The 25,753-nt window shown below is 33.2% G+C and carries 23 protein-coding genes, 2 pseudogenes and 1 riboswitch; of the genes and pseudogenes, 12 read left to right on the forward strand and 13 right to left on the reverse strand.

What is annotated here, in order from left to right:
- Positions 1–327: 327 nt before the first annotated feature.
- On the reverse strand, positions 328–1,626 hold the full coding sequence (gene auxA / locus LQ617_RS03945) for a lipoteichoic acid stability factor AuxA (protein WP_037587396.1): 1,299 nt from the start codon (positions 1,624–1,626) through the stop codon (positions 328–330).
- 147 nt (positions 1,627–1,773) lie between these two features.
- On the opposite strand from auxA, the gene LQ617_RS15965 reads away from it, so the two are divergent.
- From LQ617_RS15965 to LQ617_RS03960, 4 genes are all read left to right on the forward strand, one after another.
- Positions 1,774–1,899, forward strand: coding sequence for a hypothetical protein (locus LQ617_RS15965; RefSeq protein WP_255201038.1), 126 nt, complete (start codon positions 1,774–1,776; stop codon positions 1,897–1,899).
- Positions 1,900–2,083: 184 nt separating this feature from the next.
- A riboswitch (TPP riboswitch) is annotated at positions 2,084–2,188 on the forward strand.
- A gap of 91 nt (positions 2,189–2,279) precedes the next feature.
- On the forward strand, positions 2,280–2,855 hold the full coding sequence (locus LQ617_RS03950; protein WP_025905194.1) for an ECF transporter S component: 576 nt from the start codon (positions 2,280–2,282) through the stop codon (positions 2,853–2,855).
- An 11-nt stretch (positions 2,856–2,866) separates the two neighbouring features.
- The gene (locus LQ617_RS03955) at positions 2,867–4,270 is read left to right on the forward strand and encodes an ABC transporter ATP-binding protein (protein ID WP_206167183.1); all 1,404 of its coding nucleotides are present in this window, start codon (positions 2,867–2,869) and stop codon (positions 4,268–4,270) included.
- The gene (locus LQ617_RS03960) at positions 4,260–5,051 is read left to right on the forward strand and encodes an energy-coupling factor transporter transmembrane component T family protein (RefSeq protein ID WP_206167184.1); all 792 of its coding nucleotides are present in this window, start codon (positions 4,260–4,262) and stop codon (positions 5,049–5,051) included. The genes LQ617_RS03955 and LQ617_RS03960 overlap by 11 nt, the downstream gene beginning before the upstream one ends.
- Positions 5,052–5,143: 92 nt before the next feature.
- Here the strand turns inward: LQ617_RS03960 and purD are convergent, their stop codons facing one another.
- From purD to purE, 11 genes are read right to left on the reverse strand one after another with little or no spacing between them, the layout of a single operon-like run.
- The gene (gene purD / locus LQ617_RS03965) at positions 5,144–6,397 is read right to left on the reverse strand and encodes a phosphoribosylamine--glycine ligase (RefSeq protein WP_239739596.1); all 1,254 of its coding nucleotides are present in this window, start codon (positions 6,395–6,397) and stop codon (positions 5,144–5,146) included.
- 9 nt (positions 6,398–6,406) lie between these two features.
- Positions 6,407–7,885: a bifunctional phosphoribosylaminoimidazolecarboxamide formyltransferase/IMP cyclohydrolase gene (gene purH, locus LQ617_RS03970; RefSeq protein ID WP_239739598.1), complete on the reverse strand. Its 1,479-nt coding sequence runs from the start codon at positions 7,883–7,885 to the stop codon at positions 6,407–6,409.
- A 15-nt stretch (positions 7,886–7,900) separates the two neighbouring features.
- Positions 7,901–8,467, reverse strand: a complete 567-nt coding sequence (gene purN / locus LQ617_RS03975) for a phosphoribosylglycinamide formyltransferase (RefSeq protein WP_239739599.1) — start codon at positions 8,465–8,467, stop codon at positions 7,901–7,903.
- Positions 8,464–9,498, reverse strand: a complete 1,035-nt coding sequence (gene purM, locus LQ617_RS03980) for a phosphoribosylformylglycinamidine cyclo-ligase (protein ID WP_239739601.1) — start codon at positions 9,496–9,498, stop codon at positions 8,464–8,466. Before purM ends, purN begins: the two co-directional genes overlap by 4 nt.
- Positions 9,482–10,978: an amidophosphoribosyltransferase gene (gene purF / locus LQ617_RS03985; protein ID WP_239739603.1), complete on the reverse strand. Its 1,497-nt coding sequence runs from the start codon at positions 10,976–10,978 to the stop codon at positions 9,482–9,484. The genes purM and purF overlap by 17 nt, the downstream gene beginning before the upstream one ends.
- Complete coding sequence (gene purL, locus LQ617_RS03990; protein ID WP_239739605.1) at positions 10,957–13,146, reverse strand: phosphoribosylformylglycinamidine synthase subunit PurL; 2,190 nt, start codon at positions 13,144–13,146, stop codon at positions 10,957–10,959. The genes purF and purL overlap by 22 nt, the downstream gene beginning before the upstream one ends.
- On the reverse strand, positions 13,139–13,810 hold the full coding sequence (gene purQ / locus LQ617_RS03995) for a phosphoribosylformylglycinamidine synthase subunit PurQ (protein WP_239739606.1): 672 nt from the start codon (positions 13,808–13,810) through the stop codon (positions 13,139–13,141). The genes purL and purQ overlap by 8 nt, the downstream gene beginning before the upstream one ends.
- On the reverse strand, positions 13,810–14,070 hold the full coding sequence (purS, locus tag LQ617_RS04000) for a phosphoribosylformylglycinamidine synthase subunit PurS (protein WP_025905204.1): 261 nt from the start codon (positions 14,068–14,070) through the stop codon (positions 13,810–13,812). The genes purQ and purS overlap by 1 nt, the downstream gene beginning before the upstream one ends.
- A gap of 1 nt (position 14,071) precedes the next feature.
- A complete protein-coding gene (purC, locus tag LQ617_RS04005) occupies positions 14,072–14,773 on the reverse strand; it encodes a phosphoribosylaminoimidazolesuccinocarboxamide synthase (RefSeq protein WP_159315181.1) in 702 nt (233 codons plus the stop codon).
- 1 nt (position 14,774) lies between these two features.
- A complete protein-coding gene (purK, locus tag LQ617_RS04010; RefSeq protein ID WP_037587377.1) occupies positions 14,775–15,902 on the reverse strand; it encodes a 5-(carboxyamino)imidazole ribonucleotide synthase in 1,128 nt (375 codons plus the stop codon).
- Positions 15,889–16,371 carry a 5-(carboxyamino)imidazole ribonucleotide mutase gene (purE, locus tag LQ617_RS04015; RefSeq protein WP_025905207.1) on the reverse strand — a complete coding sequence of 161 codons (483 nt, stop codon included), beginning with the start codon at positions 16,369–16,371 and terminating at the stop codon, positions 15,889–15,891. The genes purK and purE overlap by 14 nt, the downstream gene beginning before the upstream one ends.
- Before the next feature lie 206 nt (positions 16,372–16,577).
- Here purE and folD point away from each other — a divergent pair, with 206 nt between their 5' ends.
- Positions 16,578–17,435, forward strand: a complete 858-nt coding sequence (gene folD, locus LQ617_RS04020; RefSeq protein ID WP_037587375.1) for a bifunctional methylenetetrahydrofolate dehydrogenase/methenyltetrahydrofolate cyclohydrolase FolD — start codon at positions 16,578–16,580, stop codon at positions 17,433–17,435.
- Between the two features lie 604 nt (positions 17,436–18,039).
- Here the strand turns inward: folD and LQ617_RS04025 are convergent.
- Complete coding sequence (locus LQ617_RS04025) at positions 18,040–19,197, reverse strand: globin domain-containing protein (protein WP_126476990.1); 1,158 nt, start codon at positions 19,195–19,197, stop codon at positions 18,040–18,042.
- A gap of 187 nt (positions 19,198–19,384) precedes the next feature.
- On the opposite strand from LQ617_RS04025, the gene LQ617_RS04030 reads away from it, so the two are divergent.
- From LQ617_RS04030 to qoxD, 7 genes and pseudogenes are all read left to right on the forward strand, one after another.
- Positions 19,385–19,813, forward strand: coding sequence for an RrF2 family transcriptional regulator (locus LQ617_RS04030; RefSeq protein ID WP_037587372.1), 429 nt, complete (start codon positions 19,385–19,387; stop codon positions 19,811–19,813).
- Positions 19,814–19,944: 131 nt separating this feature from the next.
- A pseudogene (locus tag LQ617_RS04035) lies at positions 19,945–20,256 on the forward strand (immunoglobulin-like domain-containing protein); the annotation flags it as partial.
- A 165-nt stretch (positions 20,257–20,421) separates the two neighbouring features.
- Positions 20,422–20,847 (forward strand): annotated as a pseudogene (locus tag LQ617_RS04040) (immunoglobulin-like domain-containing protein); the annotation flags it as partial.
- Between the two features lie 375 nt (positions 20,848–21,222).
- Complete coding sequence (qoxA, locus tag LQ617_RS04045) at positions 21,223–22,326, forward strand: cytochrome aa3 quinol oxidase subunit II (protein WP_159315184.1); 1,104 nt, start codon at positions 21,223–21,225, stop codon at positions 22,324–22,326.
- Entirely contained in the window at positions 22,326–24,320 is a 1,995-nt protein-coding gene (qoxB, locus tag LQ617_RS04050; protein ID WP_037587365.1) for a cytochrome aa3 quinol oxidase subunit I, read from the forward strand. Before qoxA ends, qoxB begins: the two co-directional genes overlap by 1 nt.
- Positions 24,313–24,921: a cytochrome aa3 quinol oxidase subunit III gene (gene qoxC, locus LQ617_RS04055; RefSeq protein ID WP_103361567.1), complete on the forward strand. Its 609-nt coding sequence runs from the start codon at positions 24,313–24,315 to the stop codon at positions 24,919–24,921. The genes qoxB and qoxC overlap by 8 nt, the downstream gene beginning before the upstream one ends.
- On the forward strand, positions 24,918–25,211 hold the full coding sequence (gene qoxD / locus LQ617_RS04060; protein WP_025905215.1) for a cytochrome aa3 quinol oxidase subunit IV: 294 nt from the start codon (positions 24,918–24,920) through the stop codon (positions 25,209–25,211). The genes qoxC and qoxD overlap by 4 nt, the downstream gene beginning before the upstream one ends.
- The last annotated feature ends 542 nt before the right edge of the window (positions 25,212–25,753 follow it).

A 25,753-nucleotide genomic window follows, 5' to 3' on the forward strand; every position in this document is an offset into this window, starting at 1 on the left:
GAAATGTCTCACATATTATAACGTATATTATTCAAAACACCAAAAAACAGAGTATTCCCCTTTAGAATACTCTGTTAACCGAATTTTATTAATCAAAATTTCCCCCAGAAAGTTTTGATCCCCTTATATGTAAACGCTTACTAAAGTTAGTATAAAGGATAAGATTATTCCACGCAATACATTTTTTTAATAAATTCATTAAAATAGTTTACTTATTACATATTCAAACTTTTAAATACAGCAATTGCTCGTGCAAATTATAAAATAAAAGACACTTTATTAAGCGCATAGCGCTCAATAAAGTGTCTAATTATATCGTGTAAGATATTAAAATGATTTTTTCAAGTGAATGATAAATGCAGGTGTTACAAATAATAATAGTAAAAATGAAATTGGTGTGATAAACACGGAAAATTGTGACGTTTGAATTGCTGATACAAAGAATGTCGTTGCAATTTCAAAGAATAATGCTGAAATAACAAACAACTTACCAAAATTATTTTTATTCTTATAATTTGTCGTGTAATTGAAGTATGCATATAAAATAATCAATAACATCATAATAAATAATGTTAACCATTCAAAAACGTATTGAATTTGAGATAATTTCCATTCACCTGATAAGAATAAACCATTTCGGTTATTAAACTCTATAAATGTAAATAAGAATAAAACTACAGTACTTATCCATTCTATATAGCTTTTCTTTAACCATTTCGGTCTTCTCATCCATCTTGGAATATCGTCTTCTTCGATTTTAATAATCTCTTTCCATTTTTCATTACGGCGTTTTCTTTTAGCAATTGCCTCTTCAGAATTGAATTTTTCTAAAGTCGCCTGTTTGAAATTCTGTAATTTTTGGTAAAAACCTTCTGCTAAAGTATATATTTTTCTTGTTAAGCGGTTATTTTTAACTCTTGAATATCTTTCTTCATGAAATTGTTCAATGTCTTCATCACTTACAGGTAAAGATCTTCTTAAATATAAACTAATCCAAACTGACATTTGACTTAGACACCATAACAGAATGAAGAATAAGTTAACACTCATAACGTCTATAGGCTTTACATTTTGAGCATCGATATTATGGTTCATTGCAAATTGTGAAATGAAATAACATAATCCATATGAAATGATAATCCATAAGTAATGTTTCTTTCGATGCATTGGATTAAGCTCATTTTTATAAACGACATATCCCACATGAATAGCAAATGGAATAATAAATAAGAAAGATGCAAAACTATATACTTGGAACATGGTCATCATAATAACAATCATTAAAATAATTGTCAGTCCGATATAAAATACAGAAATATCATAATCGTAATGCGTTGTTCTTCTTAAAGTACGTCCTACTAATAATACAAACACACCAAATAGCAATACGATAATTGCTGCGATAACTGGAAAGTTACCAATATAATGGTGCAATATTCTTACTAATTCATCAAAAAAAGCTACAAAAAAGTCCCAAATGTTATTGATATGGATATTACTTGAATCCTTGATATTATAGTCTTTAATACGCGGCGCATTAAAAAGTATAAGTAATCCAGTAATCAAAAGAAATATACCTATAATTCGACTAAAATGAACTTCCCAGCTTTTTTTCTTTATAGCCATGTTCTTCACCTCATTGAACATTATAATTGTTTCATTTTCAATTGTCTTTAATTATATTGAAAATCAGTCCCAAGTACTAGCAAGAAGTTTAATACTTATATGTAGTTGGGTATATAATAATATCATACATTTTAAAGGAGTGTTATTATGACTCATAATGATAAGCATAAAGAAGAAGCAGAAAAAGCTAAAAAGAAAGAACAAGAAAATAAGCAAGACAACAACAAAGGTCAGGATGAAACAAAAGAAAATATACAAGACACATTTGAATAAATGAATTTCATTACCTATTCGGGAGCGAAATCGCAAATTTAGATATATTGCGATTTCGCTCCTGATTTTATTTCGAATTTATTTTAATAACTTATAAATCATTTATTTAAGAAATTAATTTCATTTTTATGATTTACTATTGACAAATAGATTAATAAGACTTATCGTATGGATAACAAATTAATAAATGCACTAGGGGTGTTTTGAAACTGAGACAGACATGAAAAGGTCTGAACCCTTTGTACCTGATCTAGATGATACTAGCGTAGGAAAGTGTTCGTAAATCATATAATATTCATTTTTAAATGATAACAATATTTTTGTGCGCTTCTATTTAGATATAGGAGTGCACATTTTTTTATTTAAAAGGAGAATTTAACATGTCAAAAAGATTAACGTTATCAGATATTTTAGTAACTGTATTAATTGGTGCTTTGTTTGCAATCATTTATAAGTTCTTATGGATACCTTATGAAATTTTAAAACCACTCGGTCTACATTTAGAACAATCTGTATACGGTGTATGGTTTATTGCAGCGATTGTCACTTATTTAATTATTCAAAAGCCTGGTGTTGCAATTCTTGCTGAATTTGCTGCCGGTGCTGGCGAAACAATTGTAATGGGACAATTCGATATTCCAACATTTGTATACGCATTATTACAAGGTTTAGCTTGTGAAATCATTTTCTTAGCTGTTCGATATCAATCTAGAAAATTATCAGTTGCTGTTATAGCTGGTATGGCTGCAGGTATTATTACGTTACCAATTGATTGGTTCTATAATTACTTAGGTGACGTTGCTTTATGGAATGTTATTTTAATGTTTACGATTAGAATTTTAAGTGGTGCAATCGTTGCTGGTGCATTAGGCTATGCAATTGTAAAAGCACTCGACCAAACTGGTGTTACGAAATTGTTCAGACCAGCATCTAAAAAAGATTATGACTTATTATAGGAGTTATTCAATTGTTATCACTAAAAAATTTAAGACTAAAGTATCCTGATGATGAACGCATTATATTTAAAAATTTAAACATCAATATTAATGATAAAGAAAAAGTACTGTTACTAGGTCCAAGTGGATCTGGTAAAAGTACATTATTAAATGTATTAAGCGGTATTATACCGAGATCGATGGACATACCGATGAAAGTAGATTCAATCGATATCGATTCACTTCCGGGTGTTATTTTCCAAGACCCAGATACGCAATTTTGTATGCCTGAGATTAAAGAAGAATTAGCGTTTGTGCTTGAGAATATGAACATCGAACCTGATAAAATGGACGGATTTATAAAAAATGCCATGAAACAGGTAAATTTAAATGCTGACCCTTCACTTAAAATCAATCGTTTAAGTGGTGGTATGAAACAAAAATTAGCGATTGCTTCTATATTATTACAAGATACAAATACGTTATTTCTTGATGAACCGACAGCAATGCTTGATCATCAATCAACGACACAACTATGGGATTTGATTATGGAGCATTGGGATAATCAAACTGTTGTAATCGTAGAACATAAAGTTGATTATATTTGGAATTATGTTGATAGAGTTATTGTAATGAATGAAAATGGTGAAATCACTCATGATAGTACACCTCAAGATATATTAGATCATCATACAGACATTTTAAATGAATACGGTGTTTGGCACCCTAACTCATGGCAATATGCCCCAAAATTGTCTAACCAGACTGCTGAGCACAATCCATTGTTAAATATAGAGCAGTTAAATGTGCTGCGTGGCTCCAAAAAACTATTTACTATAGATGAATTGACGATTTCAAGTGGCGAGTGGCTTACAATCACTGGACCAAATGGAACAGGTAAGACAACATTTTTAGAAACGATGATGCAGCTCATTAAATATAATGGTCAAATATTTTACAAAAATAAACAGATCAAAAAAGTAAAAGATGCTTCTAAACATATGTATTTCGTATATCAAAATCCGGAATTACAATTCATTGAAACATCCGTATATAACGAAATATTTATCAATTATGCATATCAAGATAAACAAACAGCTCATGACAAGACCCAAGACATGTTGACGCTATTAAAACTCAATCATGTGAAAGACCAACACCCTTTCGAGTTATCAATAGGACAGAAAAAAAGATTAAGTGTCGCAACTGCATTAAGTACGAATTCTGAAATTATTTTACTTGATGAGCCAACATTTGGTTTAGACAGTCACAATACCTTTGAACTCATCAAATTATTTCATGAACGCGTTCAACATGGTCAAACTATCTTAATGATTACGCACGAAAATGAGATTATTAATCGTTATGCTACTAGAAGATTGACGATCAAAGACGAGCAATTACATGTAAGCGGTGGTGAATCTCATGTTAACTAATTGGAAGAAATACTCTACATTTATTGATGATGTGAATATTCTAACGAAACTTATATTAGGTATCACTCTATTTTTCTATGCGATATTTATTCATCAATTTGATTTCATGCTTTATTTAACGATTATTATGTTTCTTTATCTAATCTTTATGAGTGGCGTGAGATGGTTACCACTATTAATCGTCATTGCTATCACTTTATTTTTCGGACTCACTTCTTCCCTATTTATGATTTTTTATGGTGAAGGAAATGAAACAATTTTCAAGTTTGGTATTATTCATATTACTGAAGAAAGCTTTTTGAGAGGTATTCACGTAACCATGCGTACACTTGTCATTTCATTTTACGGCATGGTTATACCATTTACTTCACAAATCATTTATGTGTTTTATAGTTTCATGCAACATTTAAAAGTAAAACCTAAAATCGCATATGCTTTCATGGCTTCTATACGCATGATACCGCTTATGTTTAGTTCTTTTATGCAGTTAAGACAAGCTTTAAAGATGCGTTATGCAGTTATAGATAAAAGCAATCGTAAAGGCTTAAAATGGATACACCATTTACTCATTCCAACATTAAGTCAAAGTATAAGAAAATCTCATAGGTTAGCTGTTGCGATGGAAGCAAAAGGATTCACAAACGGCAAAAGAACTTTCTATTATAAAGTACCTTTCACTAAAAATGATTTATATTTCATCTTATTGACGATTGCACTCGTTGCTGTCGCATATTTATTAAATGTTTATTTACCTATAACACACATTTCAGATATTCGATAACATTGCGTTATATTTGACCATACCTTTCCCTAAAAGAATGAAATATAGCGCAATGAAAAGGCTGAGACAAACTTTGTTGTCTCAGCCTTTAATTATGATTTATATGCTTTTAATGCTTTATGTCCAATATCATTTCTATAGAATAGTTGTTCACTTTTAATGTGTTTGACTTGTTCATATGCATTTTTTTGAGCCGCTTCAATATTGTCACCTGTACCGATAACGATCATGACACGTCCACCGTTATTTTCATACTTGCCTTCTGAATTTTTCTTCAAAGCACTCACAAAATATTGATCTACATGCTCTAAACCTTCAACTGAATATCCTTTATCATAGCTACCTGGATATCCTTTAGATGCTAATACGACACCTACTACACTTTCATCTTTCCATTCTAATGTTAAAGGTTCTTTATGATACACCTTGTTTAATATTTCAATAAAATCAGAATCTAATTTAGTCAATAATACTTGTGCCTCTGGATCACCGAATCTTGCATTAAATTCAATTACTTTTGGTCCTTCTTTTGTTAAAATTGCGCCAATATAAATCAAACCAAAATAGTTAATCCCTTCACTCACTAAAGCATCCGCAATAGGTTGTGCGATTTTTTGATTCGTTTCTTCCAATACATCGTCCGTAATATGAGGTACTGGACAGTATGCACCCATACCACCAGTATTCGGCCCTTTATCACCATCGAATGCACGTTTATGATCTTGGGCGATACAATCAAATGGAACTGCATATGATTGATTTACAAATGTCATAACTGAATATTCTTCTCCATCAAGAAACTCTTCAAATACGACTTTCTCATGAGGTGTTTGATATAAAGTTTCTACGCCTTCTCTTGCTTCTTCACGTGTTAAAGCAACGATTACACCTTTTCCAGCTGCAAGTCCATCTTTTTTAAGTACAATAGGTATTTTACACTGCTCAACATAATTGATTGCTTCTTCTTTTGTTGTGATTGTCTTATATTCTGCAGTTGGAATATCATACTTTTCCATAATTTTTTTCGCAAATTCTTTAGAACCTTCTAATTGTGCTGCTTCTTTATTAGGTCCGAAGACTTTAGCATTTGTTTCCTCTAATGCATCTGTTAATCCATCTATTAAAGGTTGTTCAGGTCCAATTATTACCCATTCAATATTGTTTTCTTCTACAAAAGATTTTATAGCTAAATGGTCATTTTCTTGAACATCCGATATAATTGTCGCAACTTCTTCCATTGCATCATTACCCGGAATGACAAAGACTTCATTTACTAATTTAGACGATTGACATTTTTGAGCTAACGCATGTTCTCTTCCACCTGATCCTATAACAAGTACTTTCATATTGACCTCCTAATGTTTAAAGTGTCTCATACCAGTAAATACCATACTGATGCCATATTTATTTGCCATATCTATTGAATCCTGATCTTTAATAGATCCACCTGGTTGGATAATTGTTTTAATACCTGCTTTAGCAGCTGTTTCTACAGTGTCACCCATTGGGAAAAATCCATCAGACGCTAAGGCTACATTTTCATTCATTTCGATTGCACGATCAATTGCTATTTTTGCAGAACCAACTCTATTCATTTGTCCAGCTCCAACACCAACAGTTTGGTGATCGTTCGCAAGTATAATGGCATTACTTTTAACTGAGCGGACAACTTTCCATCCTAGTTCTAAAGCTTTCCATTGTGCTTCAGTTGGTTCAACATCTGTAACGACTTTCATTTCTTCGCGCGTTAATGTTGCATTATCTTTATCTTGAACTAAGTATCCACCTGAAACTGATACAAATTCTTGTTCATCTTGCGTTTCTGTCATATCAATTTCTAGTAATCTAATATTCTTCTTCGCTGTTAGGACTTCCAACGCATCGGCTTCATAGCTTGGTGCAATAATAACTTCCAAGAAAATAGAATGTAATTTCTCCGCTAATTCCTTTGTAACATGTCTATTTAAAGCGACAATACCACCAAATATAGATTGAGAATCCGCTTCATATGCATAATCGTATGCTTCTTCAATAGTTGCGCCTACACCAACTCCACATGGGTTCATATGTTTCACTGCAACAGCTGCAGGTTGTTCAAACTTTTTAATAAGTGATAACGTTGCATCGGCATCTTTAATGTTATTAAAGCTTAAAGCTTTACCATGTAATTGTTTAGCGCCAGCTAATGTATTCGGTTCGTTTGAAGTCTTTACAAAAGTAGCATTTTGTTGAGGGTTTTCTCCATATCTTAATGTTTCTGATGTATTTCCAAAGAATTCAACAATCGCATTATCATAATCATTTGTATGTTTAAATACTTTTACCATTAGTGATTTACGATAACCTTCATCTAATTTGTCAGAAGCAATACGTTCAATAACTTCATTATAATCAGAAGGATCTACAACTGTTGTAACAAATTTGAAGTTCTTAGCTGCTGCTCGTAACATAGTTGGTCCACCGATATCGATGTTTTCAATTGCTTCATCTTCCGTTACATCTTCTTTCTTAACAGTCTCTTTAAATGGATATAAATTTACGACTACTAAGTCAATTAAATCGATGTCTTGTTCTTTCAATGCTGTTAAATGTTCAGGAATAGAACGATTTGCAAGAATCCCTCCATGTACACCTGGATGTAAAGTTTTGACTCTTCCATCCATTATTTCTGGAAAGTTTGTTAACTCTGAAACTGAATATACTTCAATCCCAGCATTTACAAGTGCCTTTTTAGTACCACCAGTTGAAAAGATTTTATAATCATTTTCTATTAATTTGCTTGCGAAATCTTCTATATTTGTTTTGTCTGACACACTTAATATTGCATTCTTCATTTTGTAAAGACTCCTTTATTGAATAATTTCTTTCATAACACGTGGATATAATTCGTATTCTAAGTTCTGTATTCTTAATTGTAATGTCTCTCTCGTATCATCTGGATATACTTTACAGCTTAATTGGTCTATAATTTTGCCAGTATCCATACCGCTATCAACGTAATGAACAGTTGCTCCTGTAACACGTACGCCGTAATCTAATGCTTGCCCTACAGCGTCCTTTCCAGGAAAACTCGGTAATATTGAAGGGTGAATATTCAACATTTTACCTTCATATTGTTTTAATAATGTAGGACCAACAATTTTCATATATCCTGCGAGAATAACCCAACTTACACGATCTTGAGATAATCTCGTGAGTAGAGCTTCTTCATATTCTTTTTTACTATCGTAAGTTCTTGGATCAATGATATAAACTGGTAAATTAAATCGTCTTGCTCTTTCTATACAAAAGGCATTAGGGTTATCTGTATACAATGCTGTTACTTCTATATGGTCTAAATAACCTGCTTCGATATTTTCCATTATTTTCTCAAAATTTGATCCATTTCCTGATGCAAATACTGCTATTTTAATCATGATTGAACCCCCGTCAATTTGACCTGACCTGTTCCATTTGAAATTTCACCTATTATATATGCTTCTTCATTTTGTTCTTTCAAGATATCTAATGTTTCTTGTGCATCTTCTTTATTAACGATAAGTACAAAGCCAATGCCCATATTAAACACATTATACATTTCCTCTGCTTCAATCTTTCCTTGCTCTTTTAACCAATGGAATATTTTTGGTACTTCATAAGATTGAACATCGATATGTGCATCTTTATTTTCTGGAATCGCTCTTGGAATGTTTTCAATAAATCCTCCACCAGTAATATGAGACATACCTTTAACTTTTACTTTATCTAATACGGCAAGAACAGGTTTAACATATAGTTTTGTTGGTTCAAGAAATGTTTCTAAATACGTTCTTTCTTCATCAAATGCATCATTTAAGTTAATTTGACTTTCTTTAATTAAATTTCTAACTAAACTGTAGCCGTTTGAATGAATACCGCTTGATGTAATACCAATTATAACGTCACCTTCATTAACTTCACTGCCGTCAATATAGTCATCTTTTTCAACAGCACCAACACAAAATCCAGCAATATCATATTCTCCTTCATGGTACATTTCGCCCATTTCAGCAGTTTCTCCACCAATTAATGCACAGTTCGTTTCTTTACAACCGACAGATACACCTGAAACAATCGCTTCAATTGTCTCAGGATTTACTTTATTCGTCGCAATATAATCAAGGAAATACAAAGGTTCTGCGCCAGTCGTTAAAATATCATTCACACACATCGCAACGGCATCGATACCGATTGTGTCATGTTTGTTATAATCAATTGCGAGTTTAAGCTTTGTACCAACACCATCTGTTCCAGAAACAAGTACTGGTTTCTTCATATTTAATTGTGACAGATCAAATGCAGCACCAAAGCCACCTAAACCGCCTAGAACTTCCTTTCTCATTGTGCTTTGAACATGTGACTTCATTCTATTGACCGCTTCATAACCAGCTTCAATATCTACACCAGATGCTTTATATGCTTTCGACATTAAGATTACCCTCTTTATCAAAGTATTGTTTATTACTAGCTAAATAAGATTTTTGACGTGGACTTAAGTTTTGATAATATCTTTCTTCATAGTCATAAAGACCTGCTGGATAGTCACCAGTAAAGCTTTCTACACATAATCCGTGATAAGGTACGTCTTTATCTAACCCTATTGATCGTATTAAGCCATCAACTGATAAATATGCAAGTGAATCTGCACCGATATAATCTCTAATTTCTTCAGGTGATTTATGTGCAGAAATCAGTTCAGCAGATGTCGACACATCGATACCATAGAAACTTGGAAACATGAATTCTGGTGATGCGATACGTACGTGAACTTCATTTGCTCCAGCGTCTTTTAACATTCTGACGATACGTTTACTTGTTGTCCCTCTCACAATAGAATCATCAACAAGCACAATATTTTTACCATGTACGATATCTTTTACAGCTGATAATTTCACGCGTACACCTTGTTCTCGTAATTCTTGTGTCGGTTGGATAAATGTTCTTGCAACATATTGATTTTTTACAAGACCCATTTCATAAGGTAAATGACTCTCTTCTGCAAAACCAGATGCTGCTGAAAGTGATGAGTTCGGTACGCCGATTACCATATCAGCATTTAAAGCGGGACTTTCTTGAGCTAATTTTTTCCCAGATGCTTTACGAACTGCATGAACATTCTTACCAGCAATTGTAGAGTCTGGTCTTGCAAAGTAAATATACTCCATCGCTGAAATTGCAGTCGTTGTTTCCGTTGTGTATGATTCAACTCTTATACCTTCATCATTTATAACGATATACTCACCTGCATGAATATCTCTCACAAATTCTGCGCCGAGTACATCAATTGCACATGTCTCACTAGCAATGATATAAGCACCCGTCTTCATTCTCCCAACAGCTAAAGGTCTTATTGCATTTGGGTCAACAGCGCCATATAGTGCATCTTTTGTTAATAAAGCAAATGTGAAACCACCTTTAACTGTATTCAAACTTTCCTTCAATGCTTCTTCGAAAGTAGGCGCTTTACTTCTTCTTATAAGATGCATAATCACTTCAGTATCAGAAGAAGAATGGAAAATGGCGCCTTCTTGTTCTAATTCTTTTCTTAAGCTTTGTGCATTGACTAAGTTACCATTGTGACAAACACCAACACTCATATCATAAAAGTGATATAAAAAAGGTTGAATATTTTCAATTCCTTTATTACCAGAAGTTGCATATCTTACATGACCTATCGCATGTTGATTCCCTTTAAAACCTTCTAATTGTACATCTGTAATCGCATCAGATAATAAACCTAATCCTCTTTCACCTTTTAACTCGAAACCATTTGAAGTTACAATTCCTGCACCTTCTTGACCTCTATGTTGTAAACTATGAAGCCCCATGTATGTGAGTTGTGCAGATTCTGGATGATTCCATATACCAAATACGCCGCATTCTTCATTTAAACTCTTGATTTCATGCATTGAGCTATTGCCCCTTTCAATTGCTCATTCAAATCAGATACATTGTATTTAATTTGAGCAGCATCATTTTTAATCGTAAATTGAGCATTATCAGTAACGCGACCTATTTCAACGGCATCATCAATATCTATAGATTGTCCTTCTTTAACGACAACAATATATCTACCTTGAGTTTCACTAAATAATTGAGCATTTGTTACTGGTAACGTCACATCTAATCCTAAGTTAAAGTGTGTAGCTATTTTTGCAAGTCCAATAGCAAGACCACCTTTACCAACAGCTTGTGTATGTGAAATATTGCCTGAACGTATAGCATCTTTAATTTGTTCTCCACGTTTTACTTCTGCTGATAAATCAATTGAACTTGGTTCATGATTAACTTCTTTAAATAATAACTTTTCAATCTGACTACCACCAAAGTCATCTTTTGTTTCTCCAACTACAAATACACGATCATTTACTTTTGGTTGATAATCATTTAAATACGTCACATCTTCAATTAAACCAACCATACCGACTACAGGTGTAGGGAAAATTGAAGTCCCTTTTGTTTCATTGTATAAAGAAACATTTCCTGATACGACAGGTGTATTTAAAGCTTCACAAGCTTCAGCCATTCCTTTAGTAGAATCTGCAAGTTGTTGGTATATATCTTTCTTCTCAGGAGAACCATAATTTAAGCAATCTGTCATTGCTAATGGTTTAGCACCTACAGAAATTAAATTTCTATACGCTTCTGCAACAACCATTTTTCCACCTTCATATGGATTGTTAAAAACATATCTCGCTTCTCCATCTATAGTAGAAGCTATCGCTTTATTTGTACCTTCCACTCTAACTACTCCAGCACTAATACCTGGCTTGATAATTGTATTGGCACCAACTTGTTGATCATATTGGTCATATGCGTAATGCTTAGATGCAATTGTTGGATGATTAATTAGTTTTTGGAATACTTCTTCTACATTGATTTCATCATATTGATTATCATTGTGCTTAAATTCTTTTGCTTCACCTTCTAGAATATATACGGGTGCTTCATCAGCTAAAGGTTCTACAGGAATATCAGCGTATATTTCATCTTCATAAGATAAAACAAATCTATTTGTATCTGTAACTTCACCTATAACAGCAGAATCTAATTCATGATGATCAAATAAATCTAAGAATTTTTGTTCTGTACCTTTTTCAACTACTAATAACATACGTTCTTGTGTTTCTGAAAGCATCATTTCATATGGTGAGATACCTTCTTCTCTTGTCGGTACTTTCTCTAAGTGCAAATGAATACCACTTTCACCTTTAGCTGCCATTTCAGAAGAAGATGACGTTAATCCTGCTGCACCCATATCTTGAATACCTACTAATTCAGGATAAGTAATTGCTTCTAAAGTTGCTTCCATTAATTTTTTACCTACAAATGGATCTCCAATTTGTACTGATGGTCTCTTACTTTCAGATGCTTCACTTAGTTCTTCAGATGCAAATGTTGCACCGTGAATACCGTCTCTACCCGTTTTTAATCCAACGTAGATAACTGGGTTTCCGATACCTTTAGCAGTACCTTTTTGAATTTTGTCATGATCTATAATGCCAACACACATCGCATTAACAAGTGGATTACCATCATATCTTTCATCAAATTCAATCTCACCAGCTACTGTCGGTATACCGATACAGTTTCCATAACCACCGATACCTTTTACGACTCCACTAAACAATCTACGGTTTGTCTTATTAGATAACTCTCCAAATCTTAAACTATTTAATAATGAAATAGGTCTTGCTCCGATTGATACGATATCGCGGATAATACCACCAACACCTGTAGCAGCACCTTGATAAGGTTCAATTGCTGAAGGATGGTTATGAGATTCTACTTTAAACACGACTGCTTGATTATCACCTATATCTACAACACCAGCACCTTCACCTGGACCCATTAATACATGTTCTCCAGAAGTAGGGAATTGTTTTAAAAATGGTTTAGAATGTTTATATGAGCAATGTTCACTCCACATTACCGAGAATATACCTATTTCAGTAAAGTTCGGTTTGCGTCCTAAAATGCTTACGACTTTTTGATATTCTTCGTCCGTTAAACCCATATCTCTATATAAATATTCTTTTTCAATTTCTTCTATACTAGGTTCTAAAAACTTAGACATGTTGTTCCCTCCAACTTTCGATCATAGATTGAAATAATTTAACGCCACTATCTGAACCAAGTAATGTTTCCATAGCACGTTCTGGATGAGGCATCATCCCACAAACATTTCCTACTTTATTCGTAATACCAGCTATATCTTTGTATGAACCATTAGGATTATCATTGTAAGTTAAAATAATTTGATTATGATTCACAAGTTCTTCATATAATTCATCTGTACAATAATAGTGACCTTCACCATGCGCAACAGGATAAATGACAGTTTCATCTTTATCATACTGATGTGTGAATTTCGTTTCGTTATTTACGATTGTTAACGATTCATTTCTACTTACAAATAAATGACTGTCGTTATGTAACAGTGCACCTGGTAACAAACCAACCTCTGTTAAGATTTGGAATCCATTACATACGCCAAGTACTGGTTTACCTTCACTTGCAAGCCTTTTTACTTCACTAATAATTGGTGCTACGCGTGCCATTGCACCTGATCTTAAATAATCACCAAATGAGAAACCTCCAGGTATTAACACACCATCAAAACCTTCAAGAGAAGTTTCTCTATAATCTACATATGCCGCTTCGACACCTGAACGTTTAGCAGCATTATACATATCACGATCGCAATTAGATCCTGGAAATACTAATACAGCTAATTTCATTATGCGTTCTCCTTATCTTCTAAGATTTTAAAACTATATTCTTCGATAACCGTGTTGGCAAATAGCTTCTCACTTAAAGTATTAACGATATTCTTGATTGAATTTTCATCTGTTTCGTCAACAGTCATGTAAATAACTTTACCAACTCTTATATCATTGACTTGTTCATAGCCTAAATCGTGTACCGCTCTATTTAAAGCTTGTCCTTGTGTATCTAATACTTGACCTTGTAACGTAATATGCAATTCAATCTTTTTCATTTTATAGTTCCTCCAATTTTTTGTAGAAAGTTTCATAAGTATCAATTAATGAGCCTGTATCTTCTCTATATACATCTTTATCAAAGTTTTCTTTTGTTTCTTTGTCCCAAATTCTGCATGTATCTGGAGAAATTTCATCCGCTAATAAGATTTCACCATCAGATGTTATGCCAAATTCGATTTTGTAATCTACGAGTATTAAATTCATGTCATCCATAATTTCACTTAATACTTTATTTACTTTTAACGCTTCTTTTTTAATGGTTGATAATTCTTCTGATGAAGCAATATTCAATAATGACACGTGATCATCCGTGATAAGTGGATCATTTAACTCATCTTTCTTATAGAATAGTTCTAATAAAGGTTCTTTAAATTCATGTCCCTTTTCAAAACCTAATCGTTTACAAATTGAACCTGCAGCAACATTTCTTACGACAACTTCTAATGGGAAAATTTCTACAGCTTTAACAAGTTGTTCTGTTTCAGAAATTTGTTCAACAAAGTGGCTCTCAACACCTTTTTGTCGCAATATTCCAAATATTTTTGCTGTAATTAAATTGTTTAAACGCCCTTTTCCAAGCATTTTATCTTTTTTAGCACCATTTCCAGCAGTCACTTCATCTTTATATTCGATTCTCAAAATACCTTCTTGATCTGTGTTGAATACTCTTTTAGCTTTGCCTTCATAAAGTAATGACATATTAATCGTTCCGCCCTTCAAATAATTGATTAAATTGGTTTTCATCTTTATTTAAATCTGTTGATAATTTCGTAATATGTCCCATTTTACGGTTTACTTTATTGACCTTTTTACCGTAAATATGAACGTGCCATTCAGGATGCTCACTAAAAACTTCTTGTAAATTCAACACATCTTGTCCTAGCAAATTCATCATGATTGCTGGTTGTAATAAAGTAATCTTTTTCGGTAAATGCCATCCTGCAACAGCAAGTATATGTGTATCAAATTGTGAGTAATCACATGCTTCGATAGAGTAATGTCCTGAATTATGTGGTCTTGGTGCAATTTCATTCACATAAAGTTGATGATCTTCAGTCACAAAAAATTCAACTGTAAACGTTCCTACAAAGTGTAGCTTCGTCATAATTTTTTGAACTTCTTGTATAGCTTGTGCTTCTAAATCTACTCTAGCTGGAACAACTGTCTTATATAAAATTTGGTTTCTATGTTCATTTTCTTGTAATGGAAAATAAACTGTATGATCATATATATCACGTGTAGCTGTTATGGATACTTCTTTAAATAGAGGGAGATATTTTTCAACTACGCAAGGTGTATCAGTAATTAATTTCTTAGCTTCATCTAAATCTTCTTTAGATTGAATGACAAGCTGACCTTTACCGTCATATCCACCAAAGCGTGTCTTTATAATAAATGGATAGCCAATTGTTTCTATAGCTTCATTCAAGTCTTCTGTTGACTTAACTTCCATAAAAGGTACAATTTGAACATTTGCGCTTTCTAATGTTTGTTTTTCAGTTAAGCGATCTTGTAATAAAGCAACTGTTTGGCTCCCTTGAGGAATATTAAATTGATTGGAAAGTTTTTCTAACTGTTGTGCATCTATATTTTCAAATTCATAAGTTACAACTTTAGAGATGTCACCAAGCTGATTGAGTGCATCTATATCCGAAAATTCAGCGTTTATAAATTGGTGTGCTACAAATCTTGCAGGGCAATCTTCGTCAGGGTCTAAAACGGCAACTTGAAATCCCATTCTTTGAGCAGATTGAGCCATCATTTTACCTAATTGACCTCCACCGACAATACCTATCATGTCACCTGATTCTAGGTTATAATAAGTCATTTTGCATTTCCTCCACTTTATCGACTAAACTTTTTTCATAATTAACGAGTTGTTTTCTTACATTTTCATCTGTCATACCGATCATTCTTGCTGCTAATATACCAGCATTTTTAGATCCGGCTTTTCCTATTGCGGTTGTCGCAACCGGTATCCCACCAGGCATTTGTACAATCGACAACAATGAATCCATACCTTTTAAGCTTTTCGATTCAATAGGTACACCAATTACTGGAACTGTTGTTAATGAAGCTACCATTCCTGGCAAATGTGCTGCTCCACCTGCTCCAGCAATAATAATATCTATATTATGATCGGTAGCATTTTTAGCAAAGTCAACCATTTCTAATGGTGTTCGATGTGCAGAAACGACCTTTTTCTCATATTGAATATTAAAATATTCAAGCATATCGCATGCTTCTTTCATGATTGGCCAATCTGAAGAACTACCCATTATTACTGCCACTTTCATGTAGGTCACCCTTTCAAATAGTTGAAATATTTAATCTTTTCTGTGTATATTACAGATATAGCATAACAATTGATCATGCTATTTTCAATGAAAAAACGAACATTTTATATATTTTTTACAAAAAAGTTTGATTTATGTTCGTATTAAGGGCATAATTTTCATTGTATCAATCAATATAGTTCGATTATTAATAGGAGGCAATTTTCATGGTAGCTAAGATATTAGACGGTAGAGAAATAGCGAAGACTTACAGAGCAGGTCTTCAGGCAGAAGTAGAAAAGTTAAAAGAACATAACATCGTACCTAAATTAACGGTCATACTCGTTGGTAATGATGGCGCGAGTCAAAGTTATGTTAATTCTAAGAAAAAAGCAGCTGAAAAGATTGGTATGATTTCTGAAATTGTACATATGGATGAATCATCTACTGAAGAAGAAGTATTATCTGAACTCGATAGATTAAATAATGACGATTCAGTAAGTGGTATATTAGTCCAAGTTCCACTTCCAAAACAAGTTTCTGAAGCAAAAGTATTAGAAGCAATCAATCCTGACAAAGATGTAGATGGATTTAATCCTATAAATATTGGTAGATTATATACTGGAGAAAGAACATTTATCCCATGTACCCCACTAGGTATAATGGAAATTCTCAAACATGCAGATATTGACTTAAAAGGAAAAAACGTAGCTGTAATCGGTAGAAGTCATATTGTTGGTCAACCAGTTAGTAAGTTATTAACAGATCAAGATGCAACTGTTACGTTATTACACTCAAAATCAACAAATACAGAAGAAGTCTTAAAACAAGCAGATGTAATCGTAAGTGCAGTCGGACGCGTACACCTCGTTACAAAAGACTTAGTAAAACCAGGAGCAGTTATTATCGATGTCGGAAACACACCAGATGAGAATGGTAAATTAAAAGGTGACGTCGATTTCGAAGCCGTTAAAGAAGTAGCTAGCGCAATCACACCAGTACCAGGCGGCGTCGGTCCATTAACAATCACTATGGTATTGAACAATACATTATTAGCTGAAAAATGGAAAAACGGACTTGAATAAAATTATAATATAGAAAAAGCGGAACCCGATGACGGTTCCGCTTTTATTTATTGTGGTAGATGGAATGTGCTAACTATCATTATTTCGACTTGTGGTAATTAGAATCCGCTAACTTCCATTATTCTGAATTGTGGTAATTAGAATGCTGTAACTTCCATTATTCTGAATTCTGGTAGTTAGAATGCTGTAACTTCCATTATTTCGAATTCTGGTAATTAGAACTCGTTAACTTCCATTATTCTGAATTCTCGTAATTAGGTGGGCGCTCTTTTAGAGACATTTCTCCAAATTCTGTCCCTAACGACACCTCTTACGAACATTTCTCAGAATTCTGTCCCTAACAACGCCTCTTACGGACATTTCTCGGAATTCTGTCCCTAACAGCACCTCTTACGGACATTTCTCCAAATTCTGTCCCTAACGACGTCTCTTACGGACATTTCTCAGAATTCTGTCCCTAACAACGCCTCTTACGGACATTTCTCGGAATTCTGTCCCTAACAACGCCTCTTACGGACATTTCTCCAAATTCTGTCCCTAACAATTCAAAAAAACACCACCCCACTATGCTGATCATAATGGGATGGTGTTTCGAATACTAATATTATACGTTTGTAATACTCATTTTTGGACCAAATGGTTCGAAGTGAACATCTGCTTGACCAATATTTAATTTTTCTAACTCATCAAATATTGTATCCATAAATGTGATACCACCACATAAATAGATGTCGACGTCTTCATTAATCCAATTGCTTAATTCATTGCTTGTTAAATATCCGTCTTTTTCTTTTAAATGATAAGTAACTTCTACATTTTCGTTCATTGCGTTTAATGCGTCTACTTCTTCTTTAAATGGTACGTCTTTTTCTGCTTCATTTACATGTACGAAATGAACATTTCTACCTTTATATGCTTCATCTTCTAACATAGCTAGCATTGGTGTAACACCTGCACCAGAAGATAATAGTAATAATTTTTTATCTTTATCTGATTCTACTTTGAAATCACCTGCTGGAGCTGAAAGTTCAATTGTATCTCCAACTGAATACTTATCATGTAAATCATGAGATACTAGACCTTTTTTCTCGCCTTCTCCTTCACGTTTTACAGCAAATCTTAATTTACCGTCATTTTTTACAGAGTAAATTGAGTAATGTCTTAATGCTAAATTATCATCGTTTGTTGGTTTAATACGTACAGTGATATATTGGCCTGCAACAAGTTCAGGAATTTTAATGTTATCTACTGGTTCAACTTCGAATGATTTCATTGAAGTACCTTGATCTTCAATATTTGTAATTTTAAATGATTTAAAGTCGTCCCAAGCTGCTGCTTCGTACATTGCTTTTTCCATTTGGATAAATACGCCTGCGATTTCACCATATGCTTCTTCCCAAGCATTCATAATATCATCTGTAGCTGCATCGCCTAGAACTTCTTTAATTGCTTTTAATAAGAATTCACCAACAATTGGATAATGTTCCTCTTTAACTTGTAATGCACGGTGTTTATGTGCAATTTGATTTACGTTAGGAACGATTGCTTCTAAATGATCGATATGTTTAGCTGCTGCTAAAACTGTTTGTGCTAAAGCTGTCTGTTGTTTACCTTGTTTTTGATTAGATTTATTAAATATGTTCAATAATTCTGGATGAGCTTCAAACATTCTTTGATAAAAGACTTTTGTAATTTCATTTCCGTATTGTTCTAATACTGGTACTGTTTGTTTTACGATTTCTTTAGTTTGTTCTGATAACATCAGAAGTCCCCCTCTAAAAGATATATTTTAAATACATGTTTAATTGTAAATAATTTCACAATGTTTTTCAATACAGTTTGCAAAAAGTTTACAAAGTTGTCACTCTTTTAAAAATACATATATTGATTGATTGTTTTTTAACCTTCATATTAAGTATAATTAATATATTATAAGGAGGTTGAACTTTATGAAGCTCACCCAATACACGGATTATTCTTTACGTGTCCTCATGTATTTAGCCCAACAAAATAAACAATCTCAAATAGAAGAGATTTCAAACTTTTATGGCATATCAAAAAATCATTTAACAAAAGTCGTACATCAACTTGTTAAGTTAGGATACTTAAAATCTATAAGAGGAAGAAATGGTGGCATAATCCTCAATCAGTCCCCCAGTGACATTAATATAGGTAAACTTGTTAGACAAACTGAAGATCATTTTGAATTAGTTGAATGCTTTAATATGGAAACAAACACTTGTCCAATAGCATTAAATTGTGGATTAAAAGGTGCACTCAATCATGCTTTAATGGAGTACTTACGTACGCTTGATCAATATTATTTAAGTGATATCATCCCTAAAAACACCCTAAAAGACACTGTTTACACTACTTAAGTTAGGAAATCGGTCTAAAGGTCGATGTAAATGTGAAAATATTACGATAATATATCATTTAGTAAGGAAATGAAAAACGAGACATGTTATTCTTTCCTTATAGCTTACAACAAAGGAGTACATAAAAAATGATGAATAAAATATTACAATCACTTACAGTACTTGGTGTTTCTGCTTCACTTGTTACACCTTCATTAACTGCGAGTGCTACTGGAAACAGCCTTCCACAAATTAAAGGTGTTGAGGGTGACGTTGTTGAAAAAGGTGCTGACTACGATTCATTAAAAGGCATAAAAGCATATGATAAAGAAGATGGAGACTTAACAGATAAGATTAAAGTAACTGGTGACGTTGATACTTCTAAATTAGGTAAATACAAAGTACAATATAAAGTCACAGATTCTGATGGCGCATATAGAACAAAATGGCATTATGTATATGTTGTCAAAGAAGGTTCATTAAATGGTTCTAAAGACAACGATACTAAAGATAAGCATAAAGATGAATCTAAAGCTGAAGTAGCATCTAACAAAAAGACATCTACTAAAGATTTAGATGAAAATATGCCAATTATAACAGTGCCAACTAAAGATTTAGTTTATCAAGGTGACCACTTCGATCCGATGAAAGGTGTTAAAGCATCTGACAAAAAAGACGGAGACATCACTGATAAAGTAACTGTTAAAGGTGATATTGACACATCTAAAACTGGTTTACAATATATCACTTATCACGTAAAAGACTCTGATGGCTACTACTACACATACAAAAGAGGCGTTTACGTAAACGATGCAGATTTAGCACCTAATCCTGAATTATCAGGTATTAAAGACGTTACCATTAAAAAAGGTCAAGACTTTGACTTATTAAAAGGTATAACAGCTAAAGATAAATCAGGAAAAGATTTAACATCTGACATTGTTACAAGTGGTGAAGTAGACACTAGCAAACCAGGTAAATACAAAGTTGGTTACGCAGTATCAGATGCTGACGGTCATATTTCAGCTGAAGGTAGAACAATTACAGTAAAATAATCATATATAAACGAGCCAAATGACTTCATTCATTTGGTTTGTTTTTTTATATTTATCAAAAGTGTAATTTTTAAATTTATGTTTCATTTAAGTACTTATTAAAGAACATTAAAAATATTTTAAACTATTCTTAATAAGCTGAAAACTCAATGTTTTTAACAATTTAAAGATGTTTTTTCGTTTTTTTAAATATTTTTAAAATGTACACAAAAATTTAACAATTAGGAAAAAACGCGTCATATCAAAGTTAATTAAATACATTTTTATATTATAACGCTTACACCCTATTTTATAGCCTTGTAAATATGTTTAAATCCTTTAAAATTAAGGTCTAGCCATATATATAGGTATATAGAAAATTGGGAGGTAAAAAACGTGGCAAAGTTAAAGTCAATACTTCTCATGTCAACATTAGGTATTTTACTTAGTGGTTGTTCAAATTTAGAAGTATTAAACCCCAAAGGCCCTATGGCTGAAGATCAACATTTCTTAATTATCTTTTCAATTATAATGATGGTCTTTATTGTTATAGTGGTCTCCGTTTTGTTTTTAATATTTATTATTAAATATAGAAAAACAAAAAACGAAACATCTGGTACGATGCATCACAACGTCGTTTTAGAGGCTGTATGGTTTATTATTCCAATAATCATACTTGTGGTATTAGCTGTACCAACAATTAAATCATTGTATTTCTATGAAGAAGCACCAAAGTCAGAAGAAGACCCAGTTGTTATTTATGCAACAAGTGCAGGCTTTAAGTGGTTCTTTAGTTATCCAGATGAGAAAGTAGAAACTGTCAATCATGTAACAATTCCAGAAGGTCGACCAGTTCTATTTAAATTACAATCTATGGATACAATGACAAGTTTCTGGGTACCTCAATTAGGTGGACAGAAGTACGCGATGACTAGCATGACAATGGACTGGACATTGCAAGCTAACGAAACAGGTACATTTAAAGGTAGAAACTCTAACTTTAATGGTGAAGGGTTCTCTAGACAAACATTTAATGTTAACGCTGTAAGCAATGAAGATTATGATAAATGGGTTTCTAAATCTCAAAAACGTAAAACAATTGATCAAGATACATTCGATCATCAACTTTTACCTACAACTAAGAATGAGGAACTTACTTTTAGTGGAACACACTTAGCATATGTAGATCCTGCTGCGGATCCTGAATACATTTTCCATGCTTATAAACGTTTCCGCTATGAACCAAAAGATCCAAACTTCTATGATGAAAGTGAAGGCGTAACAGAAAAACCAGTATTACCTGCACGTAAAGTGACTGTTACTAACCCTAACTATGACCGTCATGGAATGAAACCTATGATTCTTAAAAATAACGAAAAATATGACAGTGACTTCAAAAAAGAAGAAAAACATCATATGGACGAAATGGAAAAAATGCAAGAAGATGCAAAATCTGATGATGAAAAATCTTCAGATAAGAACCATGGAGGTGACAAGTAATGAATTTTCCATGGAATGAATTTATCGTTCAAAGTGACTGGATGATAACAATGGCACAAGTTTTACTTGTATTAACAGGTATATGTGTTGTTGGTGGACTAACATATTATAAAAAATGGAAATGGCTTTATACAGAATGGTTAACTTCAGTTGACCATAAAAAAATTGGTGTAATGTATATTATATCTGCAATCATTATGTTCTTCCGTGGCGGTGTAGATGCACTTCTTATCCGTTTACAATTAATGACACCAGATAATACATTACTTGAATCTCAGCACTATAATGAAATCTTTACAACACATGGTGTAATCATGATTATCTTCATGGCAATGCCGTTCTTAATTGGTTTAATGAACGTTGTTGTACCATTACAATTAGGTGCTCGAGATGTTGCATTCCCTATGTTAAATAACTTAAGTTTCTGGTTATTTGCTGCCGGAATGGGATTATTTAATATTTCATTCGTAATTGGTGGTTCGCCAGCTGCTGGTTGGACAAACTATGCGCCACTTGCAACTGACTTCAGTCCAGGTACAGGTATTAACTATTATTTAATTGCAATTCAAATCGCTGGTATTGGTACGTTAATGACAGGTATTAACTTCTTTGTTACGATCTTAAAATTACGTACTAAATCAATGAAATTTATGCAAATCCCAATGTTCTCAATGACAACATTAATTACATCATTATTAATTATCTTAGCCTTCCCTATTTTAACTGTCGCACTTGCTTTAATGACATTCGACCGTTTAATGGGAACAAGCTTCTTTGAAGTTGCTAATGGTGGTATGCCAATGTTATGGGCTAACTTCTTCTGGGTATGGGGTCACCCTGAAGTTTATATTCTAGTATTACCGGCATTCGGTATTTACTCAGAAATCATCCCTACTTTTGCTAGAAAAAGATTATTCGGACATCAAAGTATGGTCTGGGCAACTGGTGGTATTGCGTTCTTAAGCTTTATCGTTTGGGTTCACCATTTCTTCACTATGGGTAGTGGTGCATTAGTTAACTCATTCTTCTCAATAACTACTATGTTAATTGCCGTACCAACAGGTGTTAAAATATTCAACTGGCTATTAACGTTATATAAAGGTCGAATTACATTTGAATCACCTATGTTATTCGCATTAGCCTTTATTCCAAACTTCACATTAGGTGGGGTTACAGGTGTTATGCTTGCTATGGCAGCAGCGGACTATCAATATCACAATACTTATTTCTTAGTGGCACACTTCCACTACGTTATTATCGCTGGTGTTGTATTCGCATGTTTCGCAGGTTTAATATTCTGGTATCCAAAAATGTTTGGTCACAAATTAAATGAAAAGATTAATCAATGGTTATTCTGGACATTTACTTTAGGATTCAACTTATGTTTCTTACCACAATTCCTATTAGGTTTAGATGGAATGCCACGTCGTTTATATAAATACACTCAAGCAGATGGATGGTTCTCATTAAACTTCATCTCTACAATTGGTGCATTCTTGATGGGTATTGGTTTCTTAGCTCTAGTATGGAACGTCGTATACAGCTTCGGTAAAGCGAAACGTGAAGCAACTGGTGACAACTGGAATGGTTTAGGTAGAACATTAGAATGGGCTACTGCTTCAGCTATGCCACCACACTACAACTTCGCTATTACACCAAAATGGTATGATACTGAAACATTTGTAGAAATGAAACAAAATGGTAAACACTATTTAGACGATAGAGATTATAAAGATATTCATATGCCAAACAATACACATATCGGATTCTGGATGGCAGTATGTTTCTTATTCGGTGGATTCTTCCTAGTATTCGAAACATATATACCAGCAATTATCTTTGGTGTTGGTGTATTAGCATGTATGGTTTGGAGAAGTTTCGAAAAAGACTACGGCTACCATATTCATGCTGAAGAATTAGAAGAAAATGAAGCAAAATTACGCGAATTACGTGAACAAGAATTACAGGAAAAGGAGGACAATAAAGATGAGTAATGAACACCACAATACAATTGATACTGTTAATGAAACAGGACAATTAAATAAACTCGGATTTTGGGTCTTTCTTACTGCTGAGGTTGCGTTATTCGGTACACTATTTGCAACATTCTTAGTACTACAGAAAAGTGGTTCATACGGTGGTTTCACTACACCAGAATTATTTGAATTACCATTAGTTATGATCATGACATTCTTATTACTTGTAAGTAGTTACACTTGTGGTATCGGTGTTTACTACATGCGTAAAGAAAATGTCAAAATGATGATGGTATGGATGATTATCACACTTATCTTAGGTGCAGGATTCGTAGGATTTGAAATTTACGAATTTACTCACTATGTTCATGAAGGTGTTACACCTCAACTAGGATCATTCTGGTCTGCATTCTTTATACTTTTAGGTACACATGGTCTCCATGTTACTTTAGGTATATTCTGGATTTCAGGTGTATTAATCCAAATCCTTACACGTGGATTAAATGAACACAATGCACCAAAAGTATTTATCGGAAGTTTATACTGGCATTTCCTTGATGTTGTATGGATCTTTATCTTTACATTAGTTTATCTTGTAGGGATGGTGAGTGGATCATGAATAAAACAGTCGTTACACATACAGTCGGTTTAATATTCTCAATTGTATTAACATTAGTAGCTGTTTATGTCATGTTATACACTGGCATGTCACTACAAGTAAGAACATCAATCATTATTGGATTTGCTTTCTTACAAGCATTAGTTCAATTACTAATGTTCATGCATTTAACAGAAGGACCAGATGGACGCGCAACTGCATTCAAAGTACTCTTCGCAGTAATTATTACTTTATTAGTAATAATCGGTACTTATTGGGTTATGGTTGGCGGACACAGCGCCCATATGTAAAACCTATATATTTAAAGCTGTTATTAAAGTCAGAGACTTTATTAACAGCTTTTTTATTTTGTATAGAATTAATTAATGGTATGGAGAGTGAGTTGGGTGTTGGGGTTGGGTGTTGGGATTGGTTGGTTGGTTTGGGATTTTGGATTGTATTGAGGGTGCTATGTAGCTTGTTTGGGTCGTCTTGCAATGTTCAGACATCCAATGTTGCTAGTCTTGGTTGTCTTGCAATATTCGGAGGCTCTATGTTGCTAGTCGTGGCTGTCTTGCAATATTCAGACCTTCTATTTACCTTGTTTGGCCAGTCTTGATAAATACATGCCTCCTATTTATCTTGTTCGATGAGTCTTGATAAATACAGACCTTCTATTTATCTTGTTTCGCCATTCTTGATAAATACATGCCTCCTATTTATCTTGTTTGGCCAGTCTTGATAAATTCAGACCTCCTATTTATCTTGTTTTGTCAGTCTTGATAAATGGAATACCCCTAACTTACTTAAGTTAGGGGTATCTGATTAAATTGTACTAGTATTTTTCCATGAT

Origin of the sequence: Mammaliicoccus sp. P-M59 (assembly GCF_022386135.1) — a bacterium.
Classification (GTDB): Bacteria; Bacillota; Bacilli; order Staphylococcales; family Staphylococcaceae; genus Mammaliicoccus; species Mammaliicoccus sciuri_A.